The following is a 12,811-nucleotide window of genomic DNA, read 5'->3' on the forward strand; positions in this document are numbered from 1 at the left end:
ACCCGTAAGCTCGACCCTAACGCAATGCCCGCACTGAAAGAGGAACGCTGGAGCCAATGAGGATGAACGACTTGACCAAGAACCTCCTGCTATGGGTGGTCGTCGCCGTCGTGCTGATGGTGGTCTTCCAGAGCTTCTCGCCCAAGTCCTCCGGGGCCGGGGCACAGGCCACATCGTATTCGCAGTTCCTGGACCAGGTGGACAGCGGCAACGTGCAGAAGGTCACCTTCGGTGGCGATTCGCGCGGCCTGACCAACGAAATCACCTACACCACCCGTGGCGGCCAGACCGGCACGGTGTCGGCACCGGCTGATCGCGACCTGATCAACGTGCTGCGTACCAAGAACGTGGACATCGTGCAGGAACAGCCGTCCAGCGGCATTTCCTTCGCGGCCATCCTGATGAACTTCCTGCCGGTCATCCTGATCATCGGCTTCTGGCTGTTCATCATGCGCCAGATGCAGGGCGGTGGCGGTGGTGCCAAGGGCGCCATGTCCTTCGGCAAGTCGCGCGCCAAGCTGCAGGGCGAAGACCAGATCAAGGTCACCTTCGCCGACGTTGCTGGCTGCGACGAAGCCAAGGAAGAAGTGGGCGAACTGGTCGACTTCCTGCGTGATCCGTCCAAGTTCACCAAGCTGGGTGGCAAGATTCCGCGCGGCGTGCTGATGGTCGGTCCGCCCGGTACCGGCAAGACGCTGCTGGCCAAGGCCATCGCCGGCGAAGCCAAGGTGCCGTTCTTCTCGATCTCCGGTTCGGATTTCGTGGAAATGTTCGTGGGCGTCGGCGCCAGCCGCGTGCGCGACATGTTCGAGCAGGCCAAGAAGCACGCCCCGTGCATCATCTTCATCGATGAAATCGACGCTGTCGGTCGCCACCGTGGCGCCGGCCTGGGCGGCGGTCATGACGAGCGCGAGCAGACCCTGAACCAGCTGCTGGTCGAGATGGACGGTTTTGAAGGTGGCGAAGGCGTGATCGTAATCGCCGCGACCAATCGTCCGGACGTGCTGGACCCGGCGCTGCTGCGCCCGGGCCGTTTCGACCGCCAGGTCGTGGTCGGCCTGCCGGACGTGAAGGGCCGCGAGCACATCCTGAAGGTGCACATGCGCAAGCTGCCGCTGGCCGATGACGTCGAGCCGATGGTGATCGCGCGCGGTACCCCGGGCTTCTCCGGTGCCGACCTGGCCAACCTGTGCAACGAAGCGGCGCTGTTCGCCGCGCGTGGCAACGAGAAGGAAGTCCGCATGGACCACTTCGACCGTGCCCGCGACAAGATCCTGATGGGTGCCGAGCGCCGCTCGATGGCCATGAGCGAGGAAGAGAAGACCCTCACCGCGTACCACGAAGCCGGCCACGCCATCGTCGGTCGCCTGGTGCCCGAGCATGATCCGGTCTACAAGGTCACCATCATTCCGCGCGGCCGTGCGCTGGGTGTGACCATGTACCTGCCGGAAGGCGACCGCTATTCGATGAACCGCGTGGCGATCAAGTCCCAGCTGTGCTCGCTGTACGGTGGTCGCGTGGCCGAGGAGCTGATCTTCGGTGCCGACAAGGTCACCACCGGTGCCTCCAACGACATCGAGCGCGCCACCAAGATGGCCCGCAACATGGTCACCAAGTGGGGCCTGTCCGACCAGCTCGGCCCGATCGCCTATGGCGAAGAGGACGACGAGGTGTTCCTGGGCCGTTCGGTCACCCAGCACAAGAGCGTGTCCAACGACACCGCCCGCCGCATCGACGAGGAAGTGCGCAACATCCTGGACGAGGCCTACGCGCGTACCACCGAGCTGATGACGGCCAACCTGGACAAGCTGCATGCGATGTCGCAGCTGCTGCTGCAGTACGAAACCATCGACGCGCCGCAGATCGACGCGATCATGGAAGGCCGCGACCCGCCGCCGCCGATGGGCTGGAACAAGTCCAACAAGGATGGTGGCAGCAACGACAAGGGCGGCGACGCCCGTCCGCTGCCGCCGATCGCCGGCCCGGCCGAGTCGCACTGACGGCCCGCCAATACTGATCGCAGACGAGGCCGGGGCAACCCGGCCTCGTTGTTTCCGCGCTACACCCGCACCCCTGTCTTTCGCTGGAGCCCGCATGTCCATTCCCCCGCCGCAGCCGATCTCCCACACCGTTGAAATGGTCATCGCCACCATCGTCGGTGTCGTGGTCGGCCTGACCCTGGACAATCTGTTGCTCGGCTGCGGTGTCGGCATCGGCGTGGGTATCGTGCTGAGCATCATCAAGACCCTGTACGTCGACCGCAAACGCCGCCGCCCGCGCTGAGGGTTTCCCGGCAGGGCTGCGCCCTGCACCCGCCGATGCCTCAAGCAACGGCAACAGCCAGAGCAAGAGCGGGCATTCCGCGGATTGGCGGGGCGATGTCGGAGTGCGGGGACGCCGCAAGTACGTCCGTGTAGGCTTGGCAGCCGCATCCATGCGGCTGACACCCCGCAATCCGACACCGCCCCACCTCTGACAGATTCCGTGTGCTGTTGGTAGGTGTCGACCTTGGTCGACACGGTAGATCCACGCCATGCGTGGATGGATCTGTCAGATACCGATATTCATTTGGGGTCGGATCCCGTTGCGCAGCAACGGGATCCGACCCCGTGCCGTTCCTACAGCTCGCGGGAATGTGTCAGAGGCGGGGCGGTGTGGGTGGGCAGGACCGCAGGTGCCATGGATGGCGCCTACGAGCCTACAGGGACGTACTTGCGGCGTGTCCTGCCCACCCACACCGCCCCGTCATCCCACGTAATGCAGGGTTTTGACGTTGCTTCAGTCGAGCACGGCTCGACTCTACGAAGGTGCAGGGCGCAGCCCTGCCGAACTAAACTAGACGCCGTTACCTGCAGGATCGCCCATGTTCGATATCTCGCCCCAGCTCGATTGCGCCGGCCGCATCCTGCGCCTGGATCGCGCCCAGGTCATGGGCATCGTCAACGTGACCCCCGATTCGTTCTCCGACGGCGGCGCACATGACAGCACCGACGCGGCGGTCGCCCATGCCCTGAAGCTGGTGGAGCAGGGCGCCGACCTGCTCGATATCGGCGGTGAATCCACCCGCCCGGGCGCCGCCCCGGTGTCGATCGACGAAGAGCTGCAGCGCGTCGTGCCGGTCATCGAACAGCTCGCGGCCCGCACCCAGGTGCCGATCAGCATCGACACCTTCAAGCCGGAAGTGATGCGTGCGGCCGTGGCCGCTGGCGCGGGCATGATCAACGACATTTACGGCCTGCGCCAGGAAGGCGCGCTGGAAGCCGCCGCCGCCGCGGGCGTGCCGGTGGTGCTGATGCACATGCAGGGCGAGCCCGGCAACATGCAGGCCGAACCGCACTACGACGACGTGGTGGCCGAGGTACACGGCTTCCTGGTGCAGCGCCTGTTCGCCGCTGAAATGGCCGGCATCGCCAAGAAACACCTGGTCATCGACCTCGGCTTCGGCTTCGGCAAGACCACTGCGCACAACATGACTCTGCTGGCCCGTTCCGAGCGCTTTCTGGAACTGGGCGTGCCGATGCTGGCCGGCCTGTCGCGCAAGCGCAGCCTGGGCGAGCTGACCGGGCGGCAGGTGCCAACCGAGCGTGTCGCAGCGTCGGTGGCCGCGCACCTGATCGCGGTGCAGCGCGGTGCGCGCATCGTGCGCGTGCACGACGTGGCCGCCACGGTCGACGCCTTGAAGATCTGGCAGGCGGTCGAGGCCGTGCCCGCCCCACGCGTGGCCGCCACCGCGGCGATCCGCTGGCCGGACGAAGACTGATGGCCGCCGACCGGCGACCGCTGGCGATCGCCGTGATGGGGCCGACCGCCAGCGGCAAGACCGCCACCGCGATCGCCCTGGCCAAGCAGTTGAACGGCGAGATCGTCAGCGTCGATTCGGCGCTGGTCTATCGCGGCCTGGATATCGGCTCGGCCAAGCCGGACGCCGCCGAACGCGCGCAGGCGCCGCACCATCTGCTGGACCTGCGTGATCCGTGGCAGACGTATTCGGCCGCCGAGTTCGCCGCCGACGCCGGCCGCGTGGTGGCCGACATCGTGGCCCGTGGCCGCATGCCGATCCTGGCCGGCGGCACCGGCCTGTACTTCCGGGCGTTGCTGGAAGGCCTTTCGCCGATGCCGGAAGCCGATCCCGGCATGCGCGAAGCGCTGGCGGCAGAGGCGGCCGAGCGTGGCTGGGCGGCCCTGCACAACGATCTGGCGGCGGTCGATCCGGCCGCGGCGGCGCGCATCCATGCCACCGACCCGCAGCGCATCCAGCGGGCGCTGGAGGTGTACCGGCTGACCGGCACGCCGATCACCGAACTGCAGCGCCAGCGCGGTGTTGCGCCGCTGTCGGTGCGGACCCTGAAGCTGATCCTGGCCCCGCGCGAGCGGGCGTTGCTGCACCAGCGCATCGAAGCGCGTTTCGACACCATGCTGGCGCAGGGGTTCCTGGACGAGGTGCGCGCCCTGCGCGCCATGCCGCAGATGGCTGCCGTGGCCGCGCCGCTGGACCTGCCGGCGGTCAGGGCGGTCGGTTACCGCCAGGCCTGGGAATTCCTGGACGGGCAGGGCAGTGCCGCCGGGTTCCGTGACAAGGGCATCTTCGCCACCCGCCAGCTGGCCAAGCGCCAGCTGACCTGGCTGCGCGGCGAGCTTGATGCCCGCTGGTTCGACCCCCATATCGACCAACAGCGGCTGTCCGACGCAGTCGCGACCTTCGTCGCACGCTGAACGGCCGCTGGCCGTGTACCATCATGGGCCGGCGTGCGGCTCGGGGGCCGCAGCCAGCGCCGGCAATCCAATAAGAACAATAATCAGGAGTATGCAATGTCCAAGGGGCAATCGCTGCAGGATCCTTTCCTGAACGCACTGCGGCGCGAACGCGTGCCGGTTTCGGTGTACCTGGTCAACGGTATCAAGCTGCAGGGCACGATCGAATCGTTCGATCAGTTCGTGGTCCTGCTGCGCAACACCGTCAGCCAGATGGTCTACAAGCACGCCATCTCCACGGTGGTGCCGGCACGCAACGTCAAGGTCGGCCCGGGTGGCGGCTACGTGCAGTCGGGTGAAAATGGTCAGGCGGGTGATGAAGCAGACGAGTAACAACGGAGCGGTGAATGTTTGACCGCTCGAAACGGGGCGAACACGCCCTGCTGATCCAGCCCCACTTCGGCAAGCTGGAAGAGGATGTGCTGGAAGAATTCGGCGATCTGGCCCGCTCGGCCGGGGCCAGCATCGCTGCCACCATCACCGCGCGCCTGGATCGCCCCAATCCGTCCACCCTGATCGGCAGCGGCAAGCTGGATGAGATCAAGGCGGCGGTGGAGGCCACCGGCGCCGACCTGATCCTGGTCAACCACGCACTCAGCCCTGGCCAGGAACGCAACCTGGAACGCTTCCTGGAACGCCGGGTGATCGACCGTACCGGTCTGATCCTGGACATCTTCGCCCAGCGTGCGCACAGCCACGAAGGCAAGCTGCAGGTCGAGCTGGCCCAGCTGCGGCATATCGCCACGCGGCTGGTGCGCGGCTGGACCCACCTGGAGCGCCAGCGCGGCGGTTCGATCGGCCTGCGTGGCCCGGGTGAAACCCAGCTGGAAACCGACCGCCGCCTGCTGCAGAAGCGGGTGGAACAGCTGCAGAAGCGGCTGGAAAAGGTGGAAGTGCAGCGCACCCAGATGCGCCGTGCGCGCGTACGCAGCGAACTGCCGCGCGTGGCCCTGGTGGGCTACACCAACGCCGGCAAGTCCACGCTGTTCAACGCGCTGACCGGTGCCGAGGCGTACGCGGCCGACCAGCTGTTCGCCACCCTGGACCCGACCGTGCGGCGCATTGCGGTGCCCGGTGGCAACGTGGTGCTGGCCGACACCGTGGGCTTCGTGCGCGACCTGCCGCATGACCTGGTGGCGGCGTTCCGCTCCACCCTGTCCGAAGCGCGCGAGGCGGATTTCCTGCTGCATATCGTCGATGCCGCCGATCCGCACCGCGAAGAGCGCATCGCCCAGGTGGACGAGGTGCTGGCCGCGGTGGGGGCAGGCGACCTGCCGCAGTTGCTGGTGTTCAACAAGATCGACCGCATAGACGGCGCGCAGGTGCGCCACGACGGCCAGGACGGCGTGCCCGACGAGGCCCGTCGCGAGCGGGTCTGGATTTCGGCGCGTGACGGCCAGGGCCTGGAGCTGCTGCAGACCGTGCTGGGCCGCCGCCTGGGCCTGCAGCACGTGACCGGCGAGCTGCGCCTGCCACCCAGTGCGGGGCGCCTGCGCGCACGCCTGCACCAGCTGGAAGTGATCCGCAGCGAGCAGGCCGATGAAGACGGCTGGCTGCTGCAGGTCGATCTGCCGATCGCCGAGGCCGAGAAACTGGCGGCCAGCGCCGATGGCGCGCCGATCCGTGCGTTGCTGCCGGAAAAACTGCCGGAGTGGTGATGCCGGCGGGTGGGGTCGGGGCCCGTTGCGTTGCAACGGGATTCGACCCCTTCGCCCTTCGGGATCCGACCCCGTCGCACAACCGGCCGATTACCGCACGCCAACCGCCTGATGCTGCACACCGTCTTGCACACGGCGGGAGGATGATCCGAAGGTCGGCCCCCACGGCCCCCTTCGGAGTTCCCCATGTCGCAGGCCCCGGCCGTCGATCTGCCCCAGTACACCGCTGCGGAGAAGCGCCATCGCGTCTTCGCCATCATGTCGGCCTCGTCCGGCAACCTGGTGGAATGGTTCGACTTCTACGTCTACGCGTTCTGTGCGATCTACTTCGCGGGCGCCTTCTTCCCCGCCTCCAATCCCACCGTGCAGTTGCTCAACACCGCTGGCGTGTTCGCGGCCGGCTTCCTGATGCGGCCGATCGGCGGCTGGCTGTTCGGTCGCATTGCCGACCGCCTGGGGCGCAAGAAATCGCTGCTGATCTCGGTCAGCATGATGTGCGGTGGTTCGCTGATGGTGGCCTGCCTGCCGACCTACGCGACCATCGGTGCGCTGGCGCCGGTGCTGCTGCTGGTGGCACGCCTGATCCAGGGCCTGTCGGTGGGCGGCGAGTACGGCACCACGGCCACCTACATGAGCGAAGTCGCGTTGCGCGGCCAGCGCGGATTCTTCTCTTCGTTCCAGTACGTCACCCTGATCGGCGGCCAGCTGCTGGCCGTGCTGGTGATCGTCATCATGGAATCGGTGTTGAGCGAGGCCGAGATCCGCGCCTGGGGCTGGCGCATTCCGTTCGTGCTGGGTGCCGTCGCGGCCGTGGTGGCGCTGCTGCTGCGGCGTACCCTGCACGAAACCCAGAGCGAGTCGAGCCGCGATGACAAGGATGCCGGCACGCTGGGTGCGCTGTTCCGCGACCACAAGGCGGCTTTCTTCACCGTGCTCGGCTATACCGCCGGCGGCTCGCTGATCTTCTACACCTTCACCACCTACATGCAGAAGTTCCTGGTGAACACGGTGCACCTGCCGATCAAGACCGCCAGTTACGTGATGACCGGGGCATTGTTCCTGTACATGTGCATGCAGCCGCTGTTCGGCATGCTGTCCGACCGCATCGGCCGTCGCACCAGCATGATGCTGTTCGGTGCGCTCGGTGCGCTCACCACCGTGCCGATCCTGATCACCCTGCAGCACGTCACCAGCCCGTGGGCGGCCTTCGGGCTGATCGTGCTGGCGTTGGCCATCGTCAGTTTCTACACCTCGATCTCGGGCATCGTGAAAGCCGAAATGTTCCCGCCGCAGGTGCGCGCACTGGGCGTGGGCCTGGCCTACGCCATTGGCAACGCCGTGTTCGGTGGCAGCGCCGAGTACGCCGCGCTGGGGCTGAAGCAGCTGGGCCATGAGCAGCTGTTCTTCTGGTATGTCACGGTGATGATGGTGGTGGCTCTCCTGGTCAGCCTGCGCCTGCCGGTCCAGGCCCGTTACCTGCACCACGACCACTGATGCGGCGGGACAGCGGCGCGGATCTGCGGTACAACGTGCCGTCGTTTCCGCGAACCCTGCCGATGTCCATTCCCACCGATGCCGATCTGAACGCCCAGGCCGCCGCGCTTGGGCAGCGCCTGCAGCACGCCGCGCTGCAACTGGTCACCGCCGAAAGCTGCAGTGGCGGCTGGATCGCCAAGTGCATGACCGATATCGCCGGTTCGTCGGCGTTCTTCGACTGCGGCATGGTGGTCTACAGCTACGAGGCCAAGCAGCGGCTGCTGGGGGTGCGCGCGCAGACGCTGGAACAGTCCGGTGCGGTCAGCCGCGAAACGGTGCTGGAAATGGTGTCCGGCGCGCTGGTCAATTCCGGGGCGGGCATCGCCGTGGCGGTGACCGGCATTGCGGGCCCGGGCGGTGGCAGCGCGGACAAGCCGGTGGGCACTGTCTGGATCGGCTGGAAGCGCCGCGGCGGCTATGCGCATGCGGAATTGTTCCAGTTCGATGGCGACCGCGACGCCATCCGCCGGCAGACCGTTGCGGCCGCATTGCGCGGTATCGACGCCCAGCTGTGACATGCTGGCCCGGTACATGACCGGAGGCGTCAGCGATGTGGGAAACACTGGGCACAGTCCGTGACCTGGGCCGGCTGCAGGAAATCGCGGCGGTCCTGATCCGCTATGGATTCGGTGATGTGGTGCGGCGCATCGGCCTGGCCAGCGTGCTGGAGCGCGCCGGCCGCCTGCTGCATTGGAACGAGGAAGGCCAGCAGATGCTGCGCATGACCGCGCCGGTGCGCGTGCGCAGCGCCCTGCAGGATATGGGGCCGACCTTCGTGAAACTGGGCCAGGTGCTGGCCACCCGCGTGGACCTGCTGCCGCCGGACTGGATCGCCGAGCTGTCCGAACTGCAGAACGCCGTGCCCGCGCTGCCGTACGCGGCCATCCGCGAACAACTGGAGGCCGACCTGGGGGCGCCGCCGGCGCAGGTATTCGCCTTCCTGGATGAAACGCCGATGGCGGCCGCCTCGCTGGCCCAGGCACACCGGGCGCGCCTGCATGACGGCAGTGAGGTGGTGTTGAAAGTACGCCGGCCCGGCATCCGTGACGTGGTCGAAGCCGACCTGCGGCTGCTGGCGCGCCTGGCCGAAATCGTGGAGGCACGTCTTCCAGACCTGCGCCGCTACCGGCCGGCCGAGGTCGTGCAGCAGTTCACCGTATCGCTGCGCCGCGAACTGGATTTCGCCGCCGAGTGCCGCAACGCCGAGCGCATTGCCCGCAATTTCCAGGGGCGCGACGACATCCTGGTTCCCGCAGTGCACTGGCAGTGGACCTGCGAAAGCCTGAACGTGCAGGACTTCGTGGACGGCATTCCCGGCCGTGACCTGGCGGCTGTGGATGCCGCCGGTCTGGACCGGCGTGCGCTGGCGCGCCGGGGCGCCGATATCGTCCTGAAGATGGTGCTCGAGGACGGCAGCTTCCATGCCGATCCGCACCCGGGCAACATCATCTACCTGCGCGATGGCCGTATCGGAGTGATCGACTTCGGCATGGTTGGCGCCTTGTCCGAGGTGCGCCGCTTCCAGGTCGCGCAGCTGCTGCACGGCCTGGTGGAACAGGACCCGCAGGGCGTGGCCGACGTGCTGCTGGACTGGGCCGGGGGCGTGGAAGTGGATGAAAACCGGCTGCAGCACGACATCAGCCAGTTCGTCGACCAGTACCGCGGGGTGGCGCTGAAGGACCTGCGCATCGGCCTGATGCTGGGCGACATCACCCAGCTGCTGCGCAGCTACAGCCTGACCCTGCCGGCCGACCTGGCCCTGATGATCAAGGCCTTCCTGACCCTGGAGGGCATGGGCCGGCAGCTGGACCCGGATTTCGACATGGCCAGCGCCGCGCGGCCGTTCCTGGAGCGCGTGGTGCTGCAGCGCTACGCGCCGCGGGCGCTGATCAAGCGTGGCCGGCGCTCGCTGCAGGGCATGATCGACCTGGCCGGGGAACTGCCGCGCGACCTGCGCAAGCTGGTACAGGCAGCACGCCGCGGCCGCCTGCAGCTGAAGGTGGAGACCAGCGCCCTGCAGGGCTTCGGCGACCAGGTGAACCGGGCCGCCAACCGGCTGGTGATGGGCATCGTCACTGCCGCGCTGATCATCGGCTCGTCCATCGTCATGCACAGCGTGGGCGGCATATCCAGCCGCTGGCTGCTGGGGTTGGGGGTGTGCGGCTTCGTCGGCGCCGGGTTCTGCGGGGTGTGGATCCTGTTCTCGATCTGGCGCAGCGGCAAGCACACGTAACCTGCGCGATTGCGGTAGAGCCGATCCGGTAGAGCCGACTGTCAGTCGGCTGCCCTTGCCCTTGCCGTGGCCTGCTGGTCCATGCCCCGCCGCCGTGTCGCACCCGGCACTTGCGGTGGCCGATATTAGTAGTAATACTACTAACCATGGACCTGACCGACACCCAGCAGGCGATCCTGCAGTTGATCGCCGAGCGTATCGAGAGCGATGGCGCACCGCCGTCGCAGACTGAAATCGCACGCGCCTTCGGCTTCAAGGGCGTCCGCGCGGCCCAGTACCACCTGGAAGCGCTGGAGCAGGCCGGGGCGATCCGTCGCATCCCGGGCCAGGCCCGCGGCATCCGCCTGGTACAGGCGCCGCCGCTGCAGAAGCTGGCCGAGCCGGGGCTGCCCGACAGCGTCCTGCGGCTGCCGGTGCTGGGTCGGGTCGCAGCCGGTCTGCCGATCGGCGCCGACATCGGCTCGGACGATTTCGTGGTGCTGGACCGGGTGTTCTTCTCGCCCGCGCCGGACTACCTGCTGAAGGTGCAGGGCGATTCGATGATCGACGAAGGCATCTTCGACGGCGACCTGATCGGTGTGCACCGCACCCGCGATGCCCATTCCGGGCAGATCGTGGTGGCCCGCATCGATGACGAGATCACCGTCAAGCTGCTGAAGATCGCCAAGGACCGCATCCGTCTACTGCCGCGCAACCCCGACTACAAGCCGATCGAGGTCCTGCCCGACCAGGACTTCGCCATCGAGGGCCTGTACTGCGGCCTGCTTCGGCCCAACCGTTGACCCGTTCCACTGTGCAATTCCCCGCGGTCTTTTGTGGCGATTCTCTGGTTCCACTGAGGTTGGTACGGATGTCCGATAATTCTTTTCAGAGCGCCGGGCAGAATCTCAGCCTGTGCGATACGTCCGACTTAAAGTGAACCCATGGCAAAGAAGACCCCCAAAGACAGCACCCCCAACGACATGACCTCTGCAAGGACCAATACGATGGACGAGAACAAGAAGCGCGCCTTGGCTGCTGCTCTGGGCCAGATCGAGAAGCAGTTCGGCAAGGGCTCGGTGATGCGCATGGGCGACCGCGTGGTCGAGCCCGTCGAAGCCATCCCGACCGGTTCGCTGATGCTCGACATCGCACTGGGCATCGGCGGTCTGCCGAAGGGCCGTGTCGTTGAAATCTATGGTCCGGAATCGTCGGGCAAGACCACCCTGACCCTGCAGGCCATTGCCGAATGCCAGAAGATGGGCGGCACCGCCGCCTTCATCGACGCCGAGCACGCGCTGGACCCGATCTACGCCGGCAAGCTGGGCGTGAACGTGGACGACCTGCTGCTGTCGCAGCCCGATACCGGTGAGCAGGCGCTGGAAATCGCCGACATGCTGGTGCGTTCGGGTTCGGTGGACATCCTGGTGATCGACTCGGTTGCCGCGCTGACTCCGAAGGCCGAAATCGAAGGCGAAATGGGCGATCAGCTGCCGGGCCTGCAGGCCCGCCTGATGAGCCAGGCCCTGCGCAAGCTGACCGGCAACATCAAGCGTTCCAACACGCTGGTGATCTTCATCAACCAGCTGCGCATGAAGATCGGCGTGATGATGCCGGGCCAGAGCCCGGAAACCACCACCGGCGGCAACGCGCTGAAGTTCTACGCCTCGGTCCGTCTGGATATCCGCCGCATCGGTGCGATCAAGAAGGGCGACGAGATCATCGGCAACCAGACCAAGATCAAGGTCGTCAAGAACAAGCTGGCACCGCCGTTCAAGCAGGTCATCACTGAAATCCTGTACGGCGAGGGCATCAGCCGCGAGGGCGAACTGATCGACATGGGCGTGGACGCCAAGCTGGTCGAGAAGGCCGGCGCCTGGTACAGCTACGGCGAAGAGCGCATCGGCCAGGGCAAGGACAACGCCCGCGGCTATCTGCGCGACAACCCGTCCGTGGCTGCCAAGCTGGAAGCCGAACTGCGCGAGAAGTTCCAGCCGGCCGAAGCGGCGCGCGAAGAAGGCGACGACGACGGCGACGACGAGTAAGTCTTGCTGTGGGGCAGGGCGGCGCCGTCAGTGACGTTGCCCTGTCCCGCAGGTTCGAATCGCCCACGGATGGGCTGGGTGCCAGGGACGGCGCCACCCTTGGAGTAACCGATGTCCGACGCTGACGACGTCCCCACCGGCCGCAAGCGCCGGCCCCGCGAGCAGACGCCGGTGCAGCGCGCCCTGGGCCTGCTGGTGCGGCGTGAGCATTCGCGCAAGGAATTGACCCGCAAGCTGACCGCCCGCGGGATCGAAGATGAGGCAGCGCAGGCCGCCGTGGCCAAGCTGACCGAGGCAGGCTGGCAGGACGACACCCGCTTTGCCGAGAATCTGGTGCGCATGCGCGCCAACACCGGTTATGGCCCGATCCACGTGCGCGCCGAACTGGGTACCCATGGCCTGGACAGTGCGGCCATCAGCGCCGCCATGGACAGCTACGAGGGCGATTGGCAGGAAAACGCCCGCGATCTGGTCCGCCGCCGCTTCGGCGAGGACGGCCCACAGGACCTGGCCCAGCGCCGCAAGGCCGCCGATCTGCTGGCCCGGCGGGGCTTCGACGGCGACACCATCCGCCGCGCCACCCGCTTCGACCCGGATGACTGAGACTG

At 67.0% G+C, this 12,811-nt stretch carries 12 protein-coding genes; all 12 read left to right on the plus strand.

The features are described 5' to 3' along the window. Positions 1 to 62: 62 nt before the first annotated feature. The 12 genes from ftsH (at position 63) to recX (ending at position 12,806) form a co-directional block, all read left to right on the plus strand. Entirely contained in the window at positions 63 to 2,000 is a 1,938-nt protein-coding gene (gene ftsH / locus C1932_RS07545; protein WP_164271596.1) for an ATP-dependent zinc metalloprotease FtsH, read from the plus strand. Positions 2,001 to 2,094: 94 nt separating this feature from the next. Then, on the plus strand, positions 2,095 to 2,283 hold the full coding sequence (locus C1932_RS07550) for a hypothetical protein (protein ID WP_108749239.1): 189 nt from the start codon (positions 2,095 to 2,097) through the stop codon (positions 2,281 to 2,283). Between the two features lie 580 nt (positions 2,284 to 2,863). Next, positions 2,864 to 3,760, plus strand: coding sequence for a dihydropteroate synthase (folP, locus tag C1932_RS07555; protein WP_108761731.1), 897 nt, complete (start codon positions 2,864 to 2,866; stop codon positions 3,758 to 3,760). Next, positions 3,760 to 4,713, plus strand: a complete 954-nt coding sequence (gene miaA / locus C1932_RS07560; RefSeq protein ID WP_108761732.1) for a tRNA (adenosine(37)-N6)-dimethylallyltransferase MiaA — start codon at positions 3,760 to 3,762, stop codon at positions 4,711 to 4,713. Before folP ends, miaA begins: the two co-directional genes overlap by 1 nt. Positions 4,714 to 4,809: 96 nt before the next feature. Next, complete coding sequence (hfq, locus tag C1932_RS07565) at positions 4,810 to 5,085, plus strand: RNA chaperone Hfq (RefSeq protein WP_079221450.1); 276 nt, start codon at positions 4,810 to 4,812, stop codon at positions 5,083 to 5,085. Positions 5,086 to 5,099: 14 nt separating this feature from the next. Further along, positions 5,100 to 6,410 carry a ribosome rescue GTPase HflX gene (hflX, locus tag C1932_RS07570; protein ID WP_108752750.1) on the plus strand — a complete coding sequence of 437 codons (1,311 nt, stop codon included), beginning with the start codon at positions 5,100 to 5,102 and terminating at the stop codon, positions 6,408 to 6,410. A 186-nt stretch (positions 6,411 to 6,596) separates the two neighbouring features. Next, complete coding sequence (locus C1932_RS07575) at positions 6,597 to 7,904, plus strand: MFS family transporter (RefSeq protein ID WP_108761733.1); 1,308 nt, start codon at positions 6,597 to 6,599, stop codon at positions 7,902 to 7,904. A gap of 62 nt (positions 7,905 to 7,966) precedes the next feature. Further along, entirely contained in the window at positions 7,967 to 8,461 is a 495-nt protein-coding gene (locus C1932_RS07580) for a nicotinamide-nucleotide amidohydrolase family protein (protein ID WP_108763380.1), read from the plus strand. A gap of 35 nt (positions 8,462 to 8,496) precedes the next feature. Then, positions 8,497 to 10,179 carry a 2-polyprenylphenol 6-hydroxylase gene (gene ubiB, locus C1932_RS07585; RefSeq protein WP_108761734.1) on the plus strand — a complete coding sequence of 561 codons (1,683 nt, stop codon included), beginning with the start codon at positions 8,497 to 8,499 and terminating at the stop codon, positions 10,177 to 10,179. Positions 10,180 to 10,325: 146 nt separating this feature from the next. Beyond that, a complete protein-coding gene (gene lexA, locus C1932_RS07590) occupies positions 10,326 to 10,961 on the plus strand; it encodes a transcriptional repressor LexA (RefSeq protein ID WP_108749246.1) in 636 nt (211 codons plus the stop codon). A 204-nt stretch (positions 10,962 to 11,165) separates the two neighbouring features. Next, the gene (recA, locus tag C1932_RS07595; protein WP_108749247.1) at positions 11,166 to 12,203 is read left to right on the plus strand and encodes a recombinase RecA; all 1,038 of its coding nucleotides are present in this window, start codon (positions 11,166 to 11,168) and stop codon (positions 12,201 to 12,203) included. A gap of 111 nt (positions 12,204 to 12,314) precedes the next feature. Beyond that, positions 12,315 to 12,806 (plus strand): recombination regulator RecX, encoded by a 492-nt coding sequence (gene recX / locus C1932_RS07600; RefSeq protein ID WP_108749248.1) that lies wholly within the window; start codon positions 12,315 to 12,317, stop codon positions 12,804 to 12,806. Positions 12,807 to 12,811 lie beyond the last annotated feature (5 nt).

The sequence above is a fragment of the Stenotrophomonas sp. YAU14D1_LEIMI4_1 genome (genome assembly GCF_003086815.1).
In the GTDB taxonomy this organism is placed as follows: Bacteria; Pseudomonadota; Gammaproteobacteria; order Xanthomonadales; family Xanthomonadaceae; genus Stenotrophomonas.